This is a genomic window from Sphaerisporangium rubeum (assembly GCF_014207705.1).
Taxonomy (GTDB): Bacteria; Actinomycetota; Actinomycetes; order Streptosporangiales; family Streptosporangiaceae; genus Sphaerisporangium; species Sphaerisporangium rubeum.
Genome location: NZ_JACHIU010000001.1, coordinates 6,934,495 through 6,952,949, shown reverse-complemented (window position 1 = coordinate 6,952,949; position 18,455 = coordinate 6,934,495). Strand labels below are relative to the sequence as shown.

The following is an 18,455-nucleotide window of genomic DNA, read 5'->3' as shown; positions in this document are numbered from 1 at the left end:
GTACGGAACCTCGCCTTTCGTGGTTTATTTCTCTACATCTGACTGTCTGATTGCAAACGGGAGCCAGTCACGACGTAGAGGGCTCCGCACCCTGCTTGCTAGGTGGTTACGGCTCGGCCGTGGGTGTCTGTGTGAGGTGGTGTTGCTGTACTTCACTGCTGTACACAGCAGTTCGCTATCGCTTCTGGACACGGTACCGCTGCAGTAGTGCGGCGATTTTGTCGCTGTTCTTCTCGCCGTTCAACTCGTTCAGAAGGTCGTCGGGGCATGGCTCGTAGAGGTCACCCCACCAGCGACGGGCCTTGTTGTCCCAGATCCGGTAGCCGCCGGGCACGCCTCTGACGACGTATCGCCTCTTGCTCACACGCACGGCCCTATCGGAACGTTTGGCCTGTAAGCCGGGTTCTAATTCCGTGCGGACAGTGGCTGCCGCCATCTGTGGATGCGATGTGCCCCCACCCTCTGACACGGCGTCACTGCTGTGATTACGGACTAGCCGACTAATCTATTGCACGACTGATGCCCAACACGAGAGCACTCCCTAGTTATAAGTCCGAACGCCCACGCACCTTAGCGTTATATTCATCCCTAAGTGTTGCATAGCGCATGTACGCTTCATTAAGTCGGACTTCAATCTGCTCCAACTCAAAGCTTTCTGCGCCGAATTCCGCCTCCGCCTTGTCGTACTCTTCCTGCACCTTGGCGTGCTCTTCGCGCGCTCTCTCCTTTTCCTCCTTAAGGGATTTCATTTCCTGGCTGCGGGCAAGAGCCTCAGCTAGTGCTGATGTAGATACGCCCTTCACATCGGCAAGATCAGTCAGTAGCCGATTCCGTAAATGGCCGCTAATGTGCTCGTAGTCCAACCAGTTTCGCGGTTCCAACTGTCGGCTGGCATGTAACGCAACCTCCCAAGAGGCGCCATGTAACCGCATCAAATCGACAGCGGTTCCATGACCCATAAGGCGCTCACGCTGACGGACGGCCTGCCAGAACGCGGACTCAACAGCACGCGCCCATCGCTCGTTTGCCTTGCGCTGCATAAAGTCGGAAAAGCCCATATGGCCCCACCTGCCCGAGTCGAAGTCCTTAGAGCATACCGATGAGGGTAAGCATCACCTAGACCTACTGGAGGAGACTTCGCCATGAAGTGCAGTCTTCCTGTGAACCATATTTCGCCACATAACGGGCAAACTGGACATTGGTCCAGGTGTGTGAGCTAGTCGCGAGAGCAGAACGACCGCTATGAAGAAAGCGCCGTTTTTCTCCCTGCCCCCGATAGCTGCCAACTCCGGGACTACCGCCCGGGTTCTGTCAACTGCGGCTTGGCGTGCTCCATGCTCCCGGTGACCTTCCAGCGTGACTGGTTCCCTACGGACACAGCCGAAGTTGACAGGTTCCGGGTGCTCCGGACAATCGTGCAGCGGGGGCAGGCTCACGTGCACCCTTGCATCCCCGGTTTGATGCTGGCCGCATCGCTCATCGGAAGCCAGACAAGTCGCGGGGGAGTCATGGCAGGAGACAGGGCTCGTCTTCACCACCGCGAGTGGACGGCCGGTCGAACCGCCGAACTTCCGTCGCAGCTTCGCCGGCGCCTGTGACAAGGCCAAGGTTCGCAGGGTCCACGTGCAGCAGCTCAGGTGGACATGCGGCAAGGCGAGACACTGCTCTCCTAAAGCAGTAGTGTCCCCGGCAGGATTCGAACCTGCGGCACCCTGAGACGTCCCTTTGGGTATCATCCTAACTTTTGATCATTCCGCACATGCTACGCGCCCTGGTCTCGGTGCCTAGTTACCCTGGCGGACTGCTAGCAGCGCTTGGCCGGCTACCGGGCACTGAGGACGCGGTTTTAATCGGGTCTATCGTAGACGGGGAGGGTGTAGCCTTTGCGTAACGACTCGGCGCATCTGATGCCGATAGACATCGCAACGCATCGACATGACTACGCGGACAAGCCAAGACTCGAACTGATCATCACTGAACTGCTGACTTCACTTTTTAACTGATCACGTAGCTAACGAAGACACGACTACGCCGCTTAGCGAACTCAAGATCACAGGATTCAGCGAACTCAGGATCACAGATCAAACGAGTAGTTCCGTCTCCACGCCCGTGGGCGGCGGTTGGTCATGAGGGACGTCAGGGGCAAGCAGAACCCCTGAGGTGACCCTCGATCGGTGCAAGGACCTTCGATGTCGACTTTCCCCCAGTGGCTGCGTGTGATCGTCGCGGCCCTGATCGCGCTACCTCTTCTGGTGGTGGTGTTAGCGTTCGTTCCAGCCCTGGCCCTGTCCGTCGCACTCCCCAAGGAGCGGCGAGACTGGCTGCTTGAGGTGCTTGACCGATTCGTGGAGTGGGTCAAGGCGATCTTTTCGGGCAGCGCCAAGGCTGAGAACGAAGACGCCTGAGGGAGTGAGCCCCGCAGGTGGCGAGCTTGCGGGGCTCACGCAACGATGCGTGACTGATTGGGCGGCTCGAATTCTACGGATTAAAAGTCGTCCGCGGATAATCCACCGATGTCTACGAATGTAACTGAATCCTGCTCAGAGCGCATCCGTTCGTGATCGCCATCTATCGGAGGGCTACCAGTATCTAGGGATGCTGTTAGCGTCCGTGTTGGCAAGACCAGGGGCTTCTACTGCCAAGCGGCAAACCCGCGCTGTGCAGGTGCTATAAATTGTGCTTCGGATCTCAGGGAGGCAGGCACGTCCGCCTCTCTCCCGACGGACTCGATGCGCTGACCTCAGTTGGCTCCGCACCAAGCGCCAACCTTAGGTGCGGACCGCGGAATCGCGTATAGGCCCTGATCGGCGGGTCCAGGCCGCCGGACACGTCATGACTTGCGGTTGACAACGCCGCCGCAAGCAGAGCAGATGATTAATTGAAACGCTTTGTCACTTCCATTATTCGGGTTAGCTCAGTAACTTCTACCGTTTCATCAACCTCTCTAATGTAGAGCTTGCCGCCAATAGTAGAAGGCTCTCGTTGAGGTGGGACGCGGATCACGATTACTCCGAGGCCATAATAATCAGAATATGCAAGGCTGGAGAGTACGCCATCCTTCAATGCTTGCGGAAGGCTAGACGAACGAATAGCATTCTTCCATCGTGCAACATAATTTTCTGGGAGTTCTTTCAATATTGTTGCCTCTCTCCGTATACCAACGACGTATCGCCGACCCACCTTCCGTGGCTCGATACCGTCCAGGTCGCGAACACGGTCTGCATGCGCTTCTCGATCTGCTACTCCGATCAGGACAGTACCCGCACGACCCTTACCGTTATTGGCGATGGCGCTGATCGTTCTGATAACTGCTTCGAGGGTATCCGAATCAATCTTTCGACTACCTTCCAATCGCAGTATACCCTGCTTCAACTCGTAGTGAGGCGCCTCAATTTCGGATCGGCGAATAATGGCGTCGATATCTGTCACGGTGTGATCGTCGTATAGTTCGCGAGCCTCACTCTCCACGAAGTATGGGCCAATCAAGCCCTTAATAGTGTTAATGTTCTTCCGGCGCTGTTCGGGAGAAGTAGAACCTCTGCTAGTGTCGATACGCTTATCGAGTGCACTGAGCGCGGTCTTGATCGAAGCATAATCAGCGATTTTTTTGTTTTCTCCTATGAGAAGCTCATGAAACGCTATGGCCAGAACTGCGAATAGCGCCGGGAAAGGATTGGTCGTCCTTTTGGAGAAAAGGATATTTCGCAACTTGCTGCTACTGCCGTCAGCGCATACAGAACGGATTTCGTCCAGGCATAGCTTTACCTCCGCTGAGCACCTTTCTGCCCCATAAGAGTCGAGTGCCGTAATTATCCGCTGATTCTCCGGAGAAGCGGTTTCATAGATCTGATCCAATGCGTCTTTGGAGCGCTCAAGAAGCTGTCCCCCGACGATAGATCCGCATATGTCGGCGATACACTGTTCATCCATCGAGTCGCGCAGGTCGGTGGACCTGAGAATGCCATGCTCGACCCAAAAAACCTGATCTGCCTCAACTTCGTAGCCATGCTTTGTCTTAGGTAGATCGATACTGATCGACGGCATCTTTTCCAGAGTTAGAATATCGTTTGAAGCATCTCCGCGGATGTCGCAAGACAAAAGGCGGACAAGGGTAGAGAATTCATCTTGAACCCCTGCCTGTCTGCGTTCCTGCTCGCTTAGCCTATGGCCATATGTATTAATTCGCGAGAATACATCATCAATTTCATCATCACTCGCTCCCCGCATGACATAGATGGCGGTGGAGTAGTCAAGAAATGCACCCACCTCACTAGCCGACAAGACCTTGCCCGCAGTTATCGAAAAGATCTCGGAAGAGGCTCGATTCTTCGCCGTGACGAATTGAGCAACATCGAAATATTCGCCACCTTTAGTGGCGAACGCGGTTTCGATGAATGAGACTATTGTATGCAGACGCTGAAGGCCGTCGATCACTTCATAGGTACCATGTTCCCGCTCGGCCAGTAAAATTGCGGGAATTGGGTATTTTTTCAGGAGGGACTCGATGAGTTTCTGCTTCTCCTCAAGGGTCCATACCAGCTTTCGCTGATATCGGCGATTGATCAGCAGTTTTTGTTCGCTGTACCACCCATAGATGGATTGAATCGACTTTGGTTGTGAATCGAAGTCGGCCATGAGGCAAGTCTGCCACGTTAGCGGCGAGGTTGCACGGATGATTTCTAGACTTGGAGCCACGTCTGTCCGTCTTCCCATGCGTATTGAGCGTGCAGACGGTGCTTGCCGCGACTGGCCGAAGAGTCGCAGCAGGAGAACCACTGTGAGCGGTTGTCATGGTCTCAATTGGTGACGTCTGCCGGCCTCTCGGGCGCGCGGGGTGGTGCGTGCCCGGACCGGCCGGAGAGCCGCAGTCGGGCACGCAGACCGGCCAGCGCGCCGGCGGACCGCGCAGCGGGCCGCCCTTGATAGACGTACAGATAAGTTACTTTTGGATCTTGGTCATGCGTTCTGGATCGCTCGACTGGGTGAGTGGTGTGGCGCTGGCCCAGGTGTGCTCGATGCTGGTCAGGTAGGTCGTGGCGGTGCTGGTGTCGTCTTGGGTGTGGAGGTGCATGACGGGGGCTTGGGCGGCGGGGGTGGCGTAGGCGTGGAGGTTGACGAGGATGTGGTCGTCGGCGCGGTAGATGGAGTTGTAGAGGGTGGTGCGGTGGAGGCGGATCTCGATGCCGTCGGCGTGTTGGAGTGGTTGGTAGAGCTTGATGGCGTTGTTGATGCGGGCGGTCATGAGGTCGGGGCCGATGCCTTCGTCGGTGCCGCGGGCGGCGACGTGGGGGCTAGTGGGGTCGCCGAGCATGATGCGGACTTGTGCGCCGGCTTTTGCTCGTTGGGTGATGAGGTGGAGGATGCCGGTGTTTTCGGCGAGGAAGAGGCCGCTGTAGACGAGGATGTCGATGTGGTGGGTGGCGTTGGCGAAGAGTTGGTGCCAGAGGGGTTGGGGGACGGTCCAGCGGTGGGGGTAGATGGCTTTGATGTCGGGGCCGATGGGGCGGTGGGGTTGGGTGGCTTCGGGCCATAGGTCGGTTTCGTTGGTGTTGAGGAGGTCGGCTACGGCCCAGCGGTGGCGGGGGTGGGGGATTCGGCCTTTTAGCCAGCGGTCGACGGTTTTGGGGTCTACGGCCAGGTGGGTGGCGAGGTCGATGGTGCGCATGCGGGCTTGGGCTAGGGCGTGGCGGAGGTTGTCGTTCATGCGGGTTCCCTCCTTGGCGGATGTACCGGCACGGCGAAGCTAACACAGGACGTCCCTAGACGTCCCTAGGAGTGGTGGAGAGGTTCTGCGGCTCAGAGCAGGCTCGTTGGCACCGAGCGTTACCGGCTGGACGGTGCGCTAGAGCGGAAGGGGTGTCCGATGGGCAAGGTCGATGAGCACGAGCGGTCGGCGATGGATCGGCTGTTGCTGGGGCTGCGGGATCGGCTGGCGGGGCGGGGGGTGGAGGCGCATCACCTGTCCGATCAGGATGACCGGCCGTGTTTGGAGGTGTTCGACGGTCGGCTTCGGTCGCGGCGGGTGTATGTGCACCTGGTGTTCCTGTGGTTCATCTGGGGTGGTCGCAACGATGAGCGCACCTCGTGTCACCAGCTCGACGAGGCGGCGGAGGTGATCGCGGGGGTGGCGCTGGCGGGGTGGCCGCAACAGGAGTTGGAGGACGTTCGGGTCGCGGAGCTTCACAAGATCCTTGACTCGTACAAGTCGTGAGCGGCTTACCGGGCCAGGGAGCGGAGATGGGTGGGACGGTGGGTAGGTGGCTGACCGGGTGGCGGGTGTATTCCCAGGTCGCTGATCGGGTGCGGGAGCGGATCACGGTGGGGGTGTATCCGGCGGGTGCCTACCTGCCGTCTGAGACGGCGCTGGGTGTGGAGTTCGGGGTGGCGCGGAACACGGTGCGTCGGGCTCTGCGGGTTCTGGTGGAGGAGGGGATCGTGGTGACGGTTCCTTCCAAAGGTCGGCTGGTGTTGCGGGAGGAGGTTCGTCATGTGGATCGGGAGTATCTGTATCAGTCGATCGCTGCCGAGTTGCGGGGGCGGATCGCCTCGGGGGAGTTGCCGCCGGCGGGGAAGGTGCCTAGTGAGCGGGATCTGCGGCGGCACTTTGCGGCCTCGCGGACGACGGTGCGTCAGGCGCTCGGCCTGTTGGAGGGGGAGGGGCTGATCGTCGCGGTGCACGGGAAGGGGCGGTTCGTCCGGCCGGATCAGGAGAGACGTATCGAGACGTCTCAAGACGTCTAGGTCGGTTGCCTGGATCAAGGGTGAGGGGGCCTGCGATGGTGAGGGCATGAAGGACATCAACGTCGCTTGGGCTCGTGAGCTGGCACGTAAGACGCTTCAGGACGCGTTGCCGCGTCGGTGGGAGCACTCGCTTGGGGTCGGGCGGCGGGCTGAACAGCTCGCCCCGATCCTGGGTAAGGACGCGGAGCTTCTGGCCATGTCGGCTTATCTGCATGACATCGGGTACGCGCCGGATCTGGTGGATGTCGGGTTTCATCCGATTGACGGGGCGCGGTATCTGCGGGACGTGCACGGGGCCGATGAGTTGCTGTGCAAGCTGGTCGCGCATCACACCTGCGCGGAGATCGAGGCCGGTGACCGGGGGCTGCTGGACGTCTTGGAGGGTGAGTTCCCCAAGCGGCGGGCTGACCTGGTGCAGGCGCTGACGTACTGCGACATGACGACCAGTCCGGATGGGGTGCCGGTGGAGGCGATTGACCGGCTGGCGGAGATCCGGGAGCGCTACGGGCTGGACGACTTGGTCACGGCCACGATCGCCAAGGCGACGCCGTGCATCATGTCGGCGGTGCGGGCCATTGAGCAGCGGATGGTGTCAGCCGATGTACGGCCGGGTTTGACCGCTGAGGTAGTGGCCGATGCGCAGCCGCATCGAACGATCCATCGGGTAGCCCGCGGCTTCGTCCCGGCTTACCCAGCGCACCTCGCGTGACTCGTCGCTTGGGGTCGGCTCGCCGCTGACGGCTTTGGCGGTGAGGACGATGGAGAACTCTTGCCGGGCTTCGCCGTTGCTGGTGTAGAGGATCACATGCTTGGGGTCGCTGTAGGTGCCGACGATGCCGGTGATCTCGCAGTCGATGCCGGTTTCCTCGCGGGTCTCGCGGATGGCGGCCTGGGGGATGGACTCGCCGAGATCGATGGCTCCGCCGGGGACGGCCCAGTTGTCGTTGTCGCTGCGGCGGATGAGCAGGATGTCGCCGGACCGGTTGGTGACCACGACGTTGACTGAGGGGACCAGGCTGTTGGCCTTGGGGGCCTGGGGGTCGTCGTAGTAGTCGATGCGGCGGGCCATGGCTCAGGACTCTACCGGGGTGGCCTCGTCCCAGACTTTCTCGAAGCTGGCGGCGTAGGTGGATACCATGTCGCCGCCGATGACCTTCTTCAGGTGCAGGACCGGGGCGTTGGCGGCGGGCTGGCCGTAGACGTGCGGGTTGATGAGGAATTGGTCGTCGGCGCGGTAGATGGAGTTGTACAAGGTGGTGCCGTGCCGGCGGATCTCCACGCCGTCGATGCCGCGGATCGGCTGGTACAGCACCAGCGCGTTGCGGGCTTTGGCGGCCATCGCCTCGCCGATGCCCTCGTCGGCGCCGCGCTGGGCCACCTGGGGTGAGGTGGGGTCGCCGAGAAGGATGCGGACCCGGACTCCGGCGGCGGCCTTGTCGCCGAGAAGTTTGACCATGCCGGGGTCGTCGGCGATGAACATGCCGCTGTAGATGAGCAGGCCGATGTCTTGTTTGGCTTCTCCGAAGAAGCGTCCCCAGATGTCCCGTGGGACGGACCAGCGGTGCGGGTAGACGTGGATGATCTCGCCTTCGCCGGCTGCGGTCACCTGCTCGGGGCTGAGGGCGTCGGGCCATAGGTAGGCCTCGTCGACCTGGAGGAAGGTGGCGATGACGTAGCGGTGTTTGCGGTAGGGGCGGCGGGCCTGGGTGATCCAGCGTTCGACGGTCTTGGGGTCCACGGCGGTGGCGGCGGCGAGGTCGTTGATCGATACGCCGCGTTCCAGCAGTGTCGCTCGTAACCGCTCGTTGGCCATCGCACCTGCCCGCTAGGACGTCCAGGGACGTCAAAACCCTAGTCGGGACGTCTTGCACACGTCCAGTCGTGTAGTGATCTCGTCCCTACGCTGCGTCGCATCCTCTAACTCGCACCACGAAATGTCCGTGACGAGAGAGGAGAAAACGCAGATGACACACGAGATTCCCCCGCTGGATGAAACCCCGCCGTGCCTGTGCGGGGCCCGGATGCCTGAGGGGGCCGGGGCCTGCCGTAAGTGCACCGCCGTGCTGCGCTGGCAGCGTCGTCAGGTCAAGCGGCGCAAGGGCCGTGGCGGGAGCACGCGGCCGGCCGGTCGTCCCCGTCGTCCCGGTGACAGCGGGCCCGGTGCGGCGGCGGTCATTCTGACCGTGACGCTCGTCGGCCTGGTGGCCTCGGCTTCGCGGTACGCCGGGGTGGTCTGGTCATGAGCACGCTGTTCCCGCTGGTGGTCATCGTGCTCGGGGTCGCGGGGATCGTCGGGTTCCTGGTCGTGCTGGCCGGGGTTCGTCAGGAGGAACGGCGGATGAGCCTGCCGGTCGCGCCGCAGTCGCACTCGGCGGCGTTCGCCCGGCGCGTCATCGGTGTGCATGTCCGCGACACCCGGCCCGGAAGGGACGACGCCGGCGGCGGGACGGTCAGGTTCGCGGTGAGCGGCGGGGCCGGCCGGGTTGCTGTGACAGCGTCGCCTCGACCCGTTCGAGGCGTTCGGTGAGGTCTTTGATGGTCGCGCGGATGTCGGCCAGGTCCTCGGCGGTCGCGGCAGGGGTTCCGGCGGTGGCGGTCTCGCGGACGTACACGCCTTTGCCTTGCTGGCCGATGACCAGGCCTTCGTTCCGCAGGATGCCGACGGCCATCTTCACCACCGACAGCGAGGCGTCGTAGTCCTCGGCGAGCCGGGTCGTCGACGGCAACGGGTCCCCTGGGGCCAGGGTTCCGCGGCGGATCTGCTCGCGCAGCTCGTCGGCTATCTGGAGGTAGCCGGGGCGGCCGGTCTTCTTGACCATTCCCCAAGTTGAGCACACCAGGTCCAACCAAGCCAACCACGCTGTCATTGACAGCCGGGCCAACTAGGTTAACTATGTTGGCTTAGACAGATAGGAGGTATGTGCAATGCGCAACATCCCGATCCCCGTCGACACCGGACGCCTGAGCTTCACCTGCGTCAAGGCGCCTCGGCCCCGCCTGGTCAACACCGACACCGGCGAGATCAAGAAAGACAAGGACGGCCAGATCGTCCAAGAGGTCGTCCTGCTGGTGGAGGACGAGACCGGCCGTATCGAGCTGGTCAAGGTCGGGCTGTCCGGCGACTCCCCGATCGCCCCCGGCGACGAGGTGATCCCGGTCGGCCTGGTCGGCTACGTCTGGGAGATGGGCCAGCGGTGGGGCATCTCCTACCGCGCCACGTCCTTCACCCTCACCGGGGCGGGTGCCCGTGCCTGACCCGCTGAACATGCTGTTCGGGACGCTGGCCTACCTCGCCGCTCTGCTCACGGCTCTGTGGACGTGGCGGCACTGGCACTACCGGTCCTACTGGCTGCTCCTCGGCGGCGTCGTCACCGTGATCCGCGTGCGGCTCACCTGGCGCAAGGTCGCGCTCGGGTGCGGGTTGACCAAGAAACAACACCGCTGGTGGTTCACCGTCGTCCCGCGCGCCGTCGCCTCCACCGGCATCGTCAAAGTGCGGCGTCGTTTCCAACGGGTCGCCGTGGACGTCAAGCCGTGGATGTGGGTGCCTCGGCCCACCCGGCACGGCTGGCGCGTCACCGTCCGGCTGTTAGAGGGCCAGGTCCCCGCCGACTACGCCGATGCCGCCGAACGGCTGGCGCACGCCTGGGGGGTCCACGCGGTCCGGGTCTTCTCCCCGCGGCGGGGACGGGTCGTGCTGGCCGTGACGATACGTGACCCGCTGATCCGCCTGGACCGTGTGCCTGCCTCCGGTGAGCTGTTGAAAGTCGTCGTCGGCGCGCTGGAAAACGGCCGTCCGTGGGTCATCGACTTCCGAACCGTTCCGCACTGGCTCAACGCCGGCGCCACCCAATCGGGTAAGTCCAACCTCGCGAACATCCTGCTCGTCGGACTGGCGTCGCAACCGGTCGCCCTGGTCGGCTTCGACCTCAAAGGCGGAGTCGAGTTCACCCCATACGGGCCGCGGCTGTCGGCACTGGCCACCGACCGCGCCGAGTCGCTCGCGCTGCTGGATGACCTGATCGCGATGATGCTGGACCGGATGGGCCTGTGCCGCGCGGCCGGTGCACGCAACATCTGGCAGCTCCCCGCGGGCCTTCGGCCGGTGCCGGTGGTGGTGCTCGTCGACGAGGTCGCCGAACTGTACTTGATGGCCGACAAGTCCGAGAAAGACGACGTCGCCAGAACCTCCACGGCCCTGCTCCGAATTGCGCAACTCGGCCGCGCGTTCGGCATCTACCTGTTCGTGTGCGGGCAGCGCATCGGGTCCGATCTCGGTCCCGGCGTCACCGCACTGCGCGCTCAGTGCTCGGGACGCATCTGCCACCGGGTCAACGACCCCGAAACCGCCACCATGACCCTCGGCGACCTCGACCCGGCCGCGCTGGTGTCGGCCCGCGCCATCCCCGCCGACACACCAGGCGTGGCCATCGTCGCCTCCCAAGACGGCCAGTGGTACCGCGCCAGGTCCTTCCACGTGGCAGAGCACATCGCCGAACAGGCCGCACGTACCCACGCTCATCTCACCCCGTCCTGGGATGAGCTCACCGCTCCGCAGCACCCCGCAGAGGTCACCACGCCTGACCTCGCCGCGCTGCTTGACGCCTGACACCTGTAGACCCGTCCGCTGATCAGAAAGGGGGGACACGATGCGACGCTTCGCCGCTTGGCTGGCCGACTCCGGACCGGTCATCATCCTGGCGGCCATCGCCGGCGCCGGATCGTTCACCCACATCCGCGACACCGCCATCGCGCACGGACAACACGGCCCGATGGCCTGGGCCGTAGCCGTCTGCGTCGACCTGACCTGCGTCATGGCCGCACGCGAACGGCAACGCGACAAGAAAACAGGACGTCCCCGGACGGGTTTCGCGTCCTGGCCGACCCTTGTCCTGGCCGGCGGCATCGTCCTGTCCCTGGCGGCCAACCTGCACCAAGCCCAACCCTCGGCCTGGGGCTGGATCGTCGCGGCCACCCCCGCGGGTGCGTTTCTCGTCGCCGTCTCCATGCTCGAACGCCGCTCCACCGGTACGCCACATCCCGCACCGTCCCCGATCCCAACGGCGCTCGTCCCGTCGTCCTCGACCGCTTCGGCCTCCGTCCCGGACGGCCAGGACGGCCAGGACGAGAACCCCGGACCGTCCCTCGAACTCCTCGACTACGCGCGAAAGATCGCCGCCGAGTACCACACCCAGCACAGCAAACCGATCAGCCGCGACGTCCTACGCGCTCGCCTCGGAGTGTCCAACCAACTCGCTTCCGATCTCTTGCGCCATCTGCGCACAGCAACCCAACCCACCTGACGAAAGGAGGACCCACCATGACCCCTGACCGTCCCGCCTGCGTCACCGGCTTGCGGGACCTGGCCGACTTCCTCGACGCCCAGATGAGTGGCATCGGCCTTGATGAGGAGGTGATCATCCGGGCTTACCGCTGCTGCACCTGCAACGGCACCGGCGTCGACAGTCTCGGCGACACCTGCGCCGACTGCCTCGGCACCGGCATCGACAACCACGGGGCATAGCCCCGGCGCCCCCGGCCTGGCCGTACATCCGCCAAGACGCCTGCCAGGTCGGGGGCCATCCCTCCACCCCAACGAGCGAAGGGAGGACACCATCTTGCCCGCACCCACCACCGATCCGCACGCGATCACGGCACTGATCGCACGACTCAACAGCCCCGACTACCAACGCCTGGCCACCCAGCTCCACCGAACCGGCGGATGCCGCAACCCCATCAACGTCCGCGGCACCGTCATCCACGTCGACCTCGCGACCAGCCGGCGCCTGCACACCTACACCACCCACACCGAACCCGGCGGCATTCTGCGCCTGCCCTGCAAGACCCGGCGCGCGACCCGCTGTCCCGCCTGCGCCAAGACCTACCGCGCCGACACCTACCAACTCATCCGCGCTGGCCTCATCGGCGGAAAAGGTATCCCCGTCTCGGTCAGCACTCACCCGACCCTGTTCGTCACCCTCACCGCCCCATCCTTCGGCCCCGTGCACTCCAGCCGACAGCACGGAGGCAAGACCCGGCCCTGCCACCCTCGACGCGAGGCCAAGCCCTGCCCGCATGGTCGCGTCCTGTCCTGTGCTACTCGGCACGCCGTTGACGAACAGGTCCTCGGCGAACCGCTATGCCCGGACTGCTTCGACTACTCCGGCGCGGTCTTGTTCAACGCTGCCGCGTCCCTATTGTGGGCCCGTTTCACCGATGCTCTACGCCGCAGACTCGCCGCGGCAGGAGGTCTCGCGCTGCGTGACCTTCGCAACCACCTGGTCCTGTCCTTCGCCAAAGTCGCCGAGTATCAACGCCGCGGCGTCGTCCACCTGCACGCCGTCATCCGCCTCGACGGACCGGACGGACCTTCCTCCTCGCCTCCGGCATGGGCCACCGCCGACACCCTCACAACGGCAGTGCAGAGCGCGGTCCCGGCCGTCTCGGTACGCATCTCCATCACACCAGGCGAACCGGTGCGGGTCCTGCGCTGGGGCAGGCAGCTAGACATCCGACCGATCCACACAGACGGCGGCACCCACGAACGCAACATCGCCGCCTACATTGCCAAGTACGCCACCAAAGCCGCCGAGTGCGTCGGCACCCTCGACCGGCGCATCTACCCCCTCGAAGACCTCGACGCACTCGGCCTGCGGAATCACCCTCGACGCCTGATCGCCGAATGCTTCCGCCTCGGCAGTCTTCCCCACCTGGCCGAACTGCGTCTCACCCACTGGGCTCACATGCTCGGCTACCGCGGCCACTTCTCCACCAGAAGCCGCCGCTACTCCCTCACCATCGGGGGCCTTCGAGCTTTACGCGTCCACCACGCACGACAGGAAGACATTGCCACCGGCCGCCTGCCGGTCCTCGGGGAGGACGAGCCGGTCGTCATCGCTCGTTGGACGTACGACGGCCGCGGCCTGCCGACCGGCGAACAGCTCCTCAATGCCGCACTCACCGGCGGCTCCTCCGCTAGCCCGGACGGTGCGCGATGACGCGCCGAGACGAACTGCTGACCTTGCCCGAGGTGCTCGAAGAACTCGGCGGTGTCTCTCGGCGAACCTTCTACCGCTGGCGTGAACTGGGCCGTGCGCCGGTATGCCTCCAGCTCCCGAACGACGAACTTCGCGTGTGGCGCAGTGACCTCCTCGCCTGGCTCGACGCGCTTCGGGAGGCGGCGTGAACACCAGTTATGACGTGAAGTTCTGGGAGGTCCGGCGAAACCAGTCGAGCAAGCGGCCGTCGTATGAGGCTCGCTGGAAGGTCGGCGGTAAGGCGAAGTCCAAGACTCTGCGCACCAAGACGTTAGCTGAGAACTTCCTCTCGGACCTGCGGCAGGCCGCCAAGGTAGGTGAGGCTTTCGACATCGCCAGCGGATTGCCGATGTCGATGCTTGCCGCGGTTCCAGCCGCGGGGCCGTCGGTCCTGGACTTCGGTCGCTCCTACGTGGTCAGTCGGTGGCGTGGTTCGGCGGCTCGCACCCGGGAAACGGATGTGTACGGGCTGCTGTCGTTGATCCCGGCACTTGTCGCGGATCTCCCTGGCCGGCCGGACGATGCGGTCCTGCGATCGCTGCTGCGGGAGTACGTACTGCTGCCGGCTGACCGGTGTCCCGAGGTGCCGCCGCGTCTTCGGCCTGCCTTGACCTGGTTGGAAAAGGCCTCGTTGCCGCTGGCGGACCTCCATGACTCCCGAGTGATTCGGACCGCTCTCGATGCCATCTCGGTGACCTTCGCCGGTAAGGATGCTGCTGCCAACACGGTGCGCCGGAAGCGTGAAGTTCTCCATCATCTATTGGAACTCGCCGTAGAGCAGAAAGAACTCCAGGCCAACCCGCTGCATGCCATCAAGTGGAAGCCGCCAAAGGCGACCGGCACCATCGACCCGCGCACCGTCGTGAATCCGAAACAGGCGCGGGCGCTGCTGGCGGCAGTTCCGACGATCGGCCGTACGAGGGGAAAGCGGCTGCATGGAATGTTCGCCTGCATGTACTACGCGGCTCTGCGGCCGGAAGAGGCTGCCGGACTGCGACGTGAGAACTGTGAACTGCCTGAGGTCGGATGGGGACTGCTGACCGTTGAGAAGGCACGTCCACAGGCCAACAAGAGATGGACCAACTCCGGAGAGACCCACGACACGCGGGGGCTCAAGCATCGCGCCAAGGACGACACCCGGGAGATCCCGATCCCTCCGGCCCTCGTGGCCGTCTTGCGTGCGCACCTCGACCGGTACGGGGTCGCTGATGACGGTCGACTGTTCCGCACGTCCAAAGGCAAGCCGTTCTCGTCCTCGGCGTACTCGGGTGTCTGGCAGCAGGTTCGGCGTGTGACGTTGACCGCGGAACAGGTCGCCTCGCCGCTGGCTGCCCGTCCTTACGATCTTCGGCACGCGGCGGTATCGCTGTGGCTTAACGCCGGGGTGCCGGCCACCGAAGTGGCCAAGCGTGCCGGCCACAGCGTCGACGTTCTGCTACGCGTCTACGCCAAATGCATCGAAGGTCAACAGGAACCGGCGAATCTCAAGATCGGTGACGCCTTGAACGGCTGATCCGCGTCGCTGTGCTACGGACCCCGGGTCATCCCGGGGTCCTTCTGTTTTCCGTGGCTGACCTGGCAGAACGGCTTACGCTCCATCCCGCGTATATCCCGCGACGGGTGACATACGGCTGCACACGACGGCCTACGGCTGCACGCGATCGTAGAGGCATGGGAGGGAAAGCCCTGCTCAGGCAGGGTTTGTGCTGGTCGGTATGTGCCCCCGGCAGGATTCGAACCTGCGGCACCCGCTTTAGGAGAGCGGTGCTCTATCCCCTGAGCTACGGAGGCTGGGTCTGGGGTAAGCGTACCGAAAGGTGAGGGTGGGTGTGGCGTGGTGGGGAGGGGTGGGGGTGTTGGGGAGGGTGGGAGGAGGTAAAGCGGTGGATGGGTTGGGGGTGAGGGGGTGGTTGGGTGGCTAGGGTGCCGGGGCGTGAGAGGGATCAAGGATCGGTGGCGGGGGCGGGTTGCTGTTGTTGTGCTGGGGGTGGTCGTGCCTGCTGGGATGGGGGGTGGGCTGGTGATGGCTGAGGTTCATGGGTACGGGGATGGGGTGGTTGTGGGGGGGTCTATGGAGGGAGGGCAGGAGTCGGGGGTTTTGGGGGTGGAGGGGAGGAAGGTGCCGCGGTTGGAGCGGGTGCGGGTTTGGGGGCGGGTCGAGGGTGGGCTTGAGAGTAGGGGATCGGGGGGTTTGGGTGGGGAGGGTCGCGGTGGTCTTGGGGAGGTGGGGGAGACGGTTGCTGGGGTCGTGGGGTGTGGCGGTGGTAGGGGAGGGAGTTCAGGGCGGTCGGTACGGGAGGGGGGTGGGGTTCGAGGTGCTGTTGAGGGGGGTGGTGAGCGGTCGGAAGGTCGGAGGCGGGAGGCGGGAGGCGGAGGTCTGCGTGGTGGGGGTGGCTTGGGAGGGCGGGTCGGTGGAGGCGACTTGGGAAGGCCGGTCGGTGCAGGTGGCTTGGGAGGGGGGGTTGGTGGGGGTGGCTTGGGAGGGGGGGTTGGTGGGGGTGGCTTGGGGGGTCGGCTGCCTAGGGGGGATGGAGAGGTTTTCTCGGGTGGGGGAGAGAAGGCAGGAGGTGTGGCGGGTGGAGGGGGCGAGGTTGATTGGGGGTCTGATGGGTGGGTGGTGGTTTGGCAGAGTTGGAGGGGTGGTGTTAGTGGGGGGCCGGGAGTTGTACAAGTGCGTGGGGGCTGAGGGAGTTGGAGTGGAGGGGGTGGATGCGGGGTTGGTGGGTGGGGAGGGTCTCGGGGGGTTGTGATGGAGGGCTGGTGGGGTGTGGGGGGGTTCGGGAGGGCTTTGGGGTGGGGGATTTGGGGTGTTAGTTGCATATATCGGGTGGCTGGAGTTGGGGGCGGGGGCTTGCTGGCTGTAGTAACGTGCGTGCCGGGTGCGGGTCAATCTGGGGTAAAGGGAGGGGGCTTACTGTGCCGGCTCCTCGGGCGGTGGGCCTTGTGGCTGTGGTGATGGCGGTGGTTTCGCTGGTCACGGCTGGGGGGGCTGCTGGGGCGGTGCGGGTGGAGGGGTGGGGTTGGGTGGGGGGTGCTGAGAAGACGGTGGATGCGCCGGGGGATCTTACGAAGCTTCGGCGGGAGGCTGAGAAGGCGTCCAAGGGGCTGGCGGAGGCCACCAAGGCGTTGGAGCGGCGGCAGGCTACGCTCGTCAAGGCTGACAAGGAGCTGAAGGGGAAGCTGGCGGAGCTGCAGAAGGCGAATGTCGAGCTGTCCAAGTTGCGGAAGCCGTTGGCTGATCTTGTGCAGTCGCTGTACCAGGCGCCTTCGGGTGGGGATCTGGCGCCGCTGTTCTCGGGGCAGGAAGAGGGCAGTCTTCGTGCGTTGAGCGATATGACGTATCTCGTGTCGGGGCGGGACGAGGTGCTGGAAGACGCGGGGAGGTTGTATCAGGAGCAGCAGAAGCTGGCGGCGCAGGCGCAGGATCTGCGGGCCAACAAGCTGCTGGTCGAGGCGCAGCTCAGCATGGAGATCGATACGTTGCGGAAGCGGTCGGCGAGTGTGGTGAAGACGCTGACGCGGACGCTGGTGAAGCTTGGGGTGAAGGTCAACGCGGGGGGACGTACGGGGGCGGCTTGTGATCCTACGCAGGTCAACGCGGCGGATGAGTTTCCCAATGGGTTGTTGCCGGTGGATGTGCTCTGTCCGTTGCAGCAGCGGGGGGAGCAGTTGCGGGCGGATGCGGCGATCGCGTTCGTGGCGCTCAATGAGGCTTACCGGAAGCAGTTCGGGAGACCGATGTGTGTGACGGACAGTTATCGGAGCCTGGGGGAGCAGCAGGCGGTGTTCTACCGGCGGCCGGGGTTCGCGGCGGTGCCGGGGCGGAGTAACCATGGGTTGGGGCTGGCGGTTGATCTTTGCGGTGGGGTGGACAGGTTCCGGTCGCCGCAGTTCAACTGGCTTGAGGCGAACGGGAAGAGGTTCGGGTGGATTCACCCGGAATGGGCCTACAGCAGTCCGTTCGAGCCTTGGCACTGGGAGTATGACCCGAAGCTTGGGTCGCTGTTGTAGGGGTTCAGCCTGCTCTGCCGTGGATGGTCACGGAGAGGCGAGATGTCGTGGCGGCGTGGGCCAGGGTGGTGGCCTGGTCGGGGGTGGTCACCAGGACGATCAGGGTGCCGGCGTCGGTCAGCTGGTCGGTGGGTGGTTTCGGGGTGGCTATCACTTTCAGTGAGCGGATGACGGTGGGGGACGCTGGGGCAGAGGTGTCGTCCCATTGGGTGGTGGTGCCGATCACGTCCACCGTGTCGCCGGGGTGGAGGAGGGAGGCGGTGGCCGGGTCGTGGATGCGTACGGGAGTCGCGCGCATGCCGGGGCCATAGGCGTCCACGAGGGTGGGGCCGAGGAGGCGGATGTCGGTGATCGGCTCTCCGCGGCGGAGGGGGGCGGCGAGGAGGCGGCCGGTCACGTCGGTGCCGGGGCGGATGGCGCCGTCGGGGATGGTTGTGGTGGGGAGGTTCACGGTGGTGAGGTCGCCGGTTGTCAGGGGGCCGCTGCCGAGGTCGTGGGCTGCGGCGAGGACGGCGGTGGTGGGTTGTGGCCGGACGGCGAGGGTGGCGCACCACAGGGCGGTGGCTGCCAGAAGGGCCGCCAGGAGCCGGCGATGGCGGACGATCAGCCGGAGTGGGGGTGATGTCGGCCGCATCGCCGGCTCCTGAGGATGAGGTGTGGGTGATG

Annotated in this window: 22 protein-coding genes and 1 tRNA gene; 14 read left to right on the top strand and 9 right to left on the bottom strand. The window is 64.2% G+C overall.

Annotated elements, in window-relative coordinates; translation table 11 throughout:
* Positions 1-175 precede the first annotated feature (175 nt).
* Both BJ992_RS29465 and BJ992_RS29460 read right to left on the bottom strand, forming a co-directional pair.
* Positions 176-364 (bottom strand): hypothetical protein, encoded by a 189-nt coding sequence (locus BJ992_RS29465; protein WP_184986532.1) that lies wholly within the window; start codon positions 362-364, stop codon positions 176-178.
* 181 nt (positions 365-545) lie between these two features.
* Positions 546-1,058, bottom strand: coding sequence for a hypothetical protein (locus BJ992_RS29460; RefSeq protein ID WP_184986530.1), 513 nt, complete (start codon positions 1,056-1,058; stop codon positions 546-548).
* Positions 1,059-2,189: 1,131 nt separating this feature from the next.
* Here BJ992_RS29460 and BJ992_RS29455 point away from each other — a divergent pair.
* On the top strand, positions 2,190-2,405 hold the full coding sequence (locus BJ992_RS29455) for a hypothetical protein (protein ID WP_184986528.1): 216 nt from the start codon (positions 2,190-2,192) through the stop codon (positions 2,403-2,405).
* A gap of 469 nt (positions 2,406-2,874) precedes the next feature.
* Here the strand turns inward: BJ992_RS29455 and BJ992_RS29450 are convergent, their stop codons facing one another.
* Positions 2,875-4,635, bottom strand: coding sequence for a DUF262 domain-containing protein (locus BJ992_RS29450; RefSeq protein ID WP_184986526.1), 1,761 nt, complete (start codon positions 4,633-4,635; stop codon positions 2,875-2,877).
* Positions 4,636-4,939: 304 nt separating this feature from the next.
* Positions 4,940-5,704 (bottom strand): XRE family transcriptional regulator, encoded by a 765-nt coding sequence (locus tag BJ992_RS29445; RefSeq protein ID WP_184986524.1) that lies wholly within the window; start codon positions 5,702-5,704, stop codon positions 4,940-4,942.
* A 159-nt stretch (positions 5,705-5,863) separates the two neighbouring features.
* On the opposite strand from BJ992_RS29445, the gene BJ992_RS29440 reads away from it, so the two are divergent.
* From BJ992_RS29440 to BJ992_RS29430, 3 genes are read left to right on the top strand one after another with little or no spacing between them, the layout of a single operon-like run.
* Positions 5,864-6,211, top strand: a complete 348-nt coding sequence (locus BJ992_RS29440) for a hypothetical protein (RefSeq protein WP_184986522.1) — start codon at positions 5,864-5,866, stop codon at positions 6,209-6,211.
* A 26-nt stretch (positions 6,212-6,237) separates the two neighbouring features.
* Positions 6,238-6,741: a GntR family transcriptional regulator gene (locus BJ992_RS29435; protein WP_184986520.1), complete on the top strand. Its 504-nt coding sequence runs from the start codon at positions 6,238-6,240 to the stop codon at positions 6,739-6,741.
* Between the two features lie 46 nt (positions 6,742-6,787).
* Entirely contained in the window at positions 6,788-7,450 is a 663-nt protein-coding gene (locus tag BJ992_RS29430) for an HD domain-containing protein (RefSeq protein ID WP_184986518.1), read from the top strand.
* Here BJ992_RS29430 and BJ992_RS29425 read toward each other — a convergent pair.
* Complete coding sequence (locus BJ992_RS29425; RefSeq protein ID WP_184986516.1) at positions 7,334-7,810, bottom strand: NUDIX hydrolase; 477 nt, start codon at positions 7,808-7,810, stop codon at positions 7,334-7,336. The genes BJ992_RS29430 and BJ992_RS29425 overlap by 117 nt on opposite strands.
* Before the next feature lie 3 nt (positions 7,811-7,813).
* Positions 7,814-8,554, bottom strand: coding sequence for a helix-turn-helix domain-containing protein (locus BJ992_RS29420; RefSeq protein ID WP_184986514.1), 741 nt, complete (start codon positions 8,552-8,554; stop codon positions 7,814-7,816).
* Positions 8,555-8,705: 151 nt separating this feature from the next.
* Between BJ992_RS29420 and BJ992_RS29415 the strand changes: the two genes are divergently transcribed.
* The gene (locus BJ992_RS29415; RefSeq protein WP_184986512.1) at positions 8,706-8,984 is read left to right on the top strand and encodes a hypothetical protein; all 279 of its coding nucleotides are present in this window, start codon (positions 8,706-8,708) and stop codon (positions 8,982-8,984) included.
* Between the two features lie 207 nt (positions 8,985-9,191).
* On the opposite strand, the gene BJ992_RS29410 is transcribed toward BJ992_RS29415, so the two are convergent.
* Positions 9,192-9,560, bottom strand: a complete 369-nt coding sequence (locus tag BJ992_RS29410) for a GntR family transcriptional regulator (protein ID WP_184986509.1) — start codon at positions 9,558-9,560, stop codon at positions 9,192-9,194.
* A gap of 106 nt (positions 9,561-9,666) precedes the next feature.
* On the opposite strand from BJ992_RS29410, the gene BJ992_RS29405 reads away from it, so the two are divergent.
* The 7 genes from BJ992_RS29405 to BJ992_RS29375 all read left to right on the top strand — a co-directional run bounded on the left by BJ992_RS29405 (position 9,667) and on the right by BJ992_RS29375 (position 15,291).
* Positions 9,667-9,996 carry an SCO3933 family regulatory protein gene (locus tag BJ992_RS29405; RefSeq protein WP_184986507.1) on the top strand — a complete coding sequence of 110 codons (330 nt, stop codon included), beginning with the start codon at positions 9,667-9,669 and terminating at the stop codon, positions 9,994-9,996.
* Positions 9,997-10,006: 10 nt separating this feature from the next.
* A complete protein-coding gene (locus tag BJ992_RS29400) occupies positions 10,007-11,350 on the top strand; it encodes an FtsK/SpoIIIE domain-containing protein (RefSeq protein ID WP_184989279.1) in 1,344 nt (447 codons plus the stop codon).
* Positions 11,351-11,390: 40 nt separating this feature from the next.
* Positions 11,391-12,044 carry a DUF2637 domain-containing protein gene (locus BJ992_RS29395; protein ID WP_184986505.1) on the top strand — a complete coding sequence of 218 codons (654 nt, stop codon included), beginning with the start codon at positions 11,391-11,393 and terminating at the stop codon, positions 12,042-12,044.
* A gap of 17 nt (positions 12,045-12,061) precedes the next feature.
* Positions 12,062-12,265, top strand: a complete 204-nt coding sequence (locus tag BJ992_RS29390; RefSeq protein ID WP_184986503.1) for a hypothetical protein — start codon at positions 12,062-12,064, stop codon at positions 12,263-12,265.
* A 94-nt stretch (positions 12,266-12,359) separates the two neighbouring features.
* Positions 12,360-13,739, top strand: coding sequence for a replication initiator (locus BJ992_RS29385; protein WP_246496816.1), 1,380 nt, complete (start codon positions 12,360-12,362; stop codon positions 13,737-13,739).
* Positions 13,736-13,927, top strand: a complete 192-nt coding sequence (locus tag BJ992_RS29380) for a helix-turn-helix transcriptional regulator (protein WP_184986501.1) — start codon at positions 13,736-13,738, stop codon at positions 13,925-13,927. Before BJ992_RS29385 ends, BJ992_RS29380 begins: the two co-directional genes overlap by 4 nt.
* Positions 13,924-15,291 (top strand): tyrosine-type recombinase/integrase, encoded by a 1,368-nt coding sequence (locus BJ992_RS29375; RefSeq protein WP_184986499.1) that lies wholly within the window; start codon positions 13,924-13,926, stop codon positions 15,289-15,291. Before BJ992_RS29380 ends, BJ992_RS29375 begins: the two co-directional genes overlap by 4 nt.
* A 205-nt stretch (positions 15,292-15,496) precedes the next feature.
* Here the strand turns inward: BJ992_RS29375 and BJ992_RS29370 are convergent.
* A tRNA-Arg gene (locus BJ992_RS29370) sits at positions 15,497-15,569 on the bottom strand.
* Between the two features lie 404 nt (positions 15,570-15,973).
* Here BJ992_RS29370 and BJ992_RS29365 point away from each other — a divergent pair.
* Complete coding sequence (locus BJ992_RS29365) at positions 15,974-16,528, top strand: hypothetical protein (RefSeq protein ID WP_184986497.1); 555 nt, start codon at positions 15,974-15,976, stop codon at positions 16,526-16,528.
* A gap of 193 nt (positions 16,529-16,721) precedes the next feature.
* Positions 16,722-17,789 (top strand): D-alanyl-D-alanine carboxypeptidase family protein, encoded by a 1,068-nt coding sequence (locus BJ992_RS29360; RefSeq protein ID WP_343072923.1) that lies wholly within the window; start codon positions 16,722-16,724, stop codon positions 17,787-17,789.
* 4 nt (positions 17,790-17,793) lie between these two features.
* Here BJ992_RS29360 and cpaB read toward each other — a convergent pair whose 3' ends face one another.
* Positions 17,794-18,423 carry a Flp pilus assembly protein CpaB gene (gene cpaB, locus BJ992_RS29355; protein ID WP_184986495.1) on the bottom strand — a complete coding sequence of 210 codons (630 nt, stop codon included), beginning with the start codon at positions 18,421-18,423 and terminating at the stop codon, positions 17,794-17,796.
* Between the last annotated feature and the right edge of the window lie 32 nt (positions 18,424-18,455).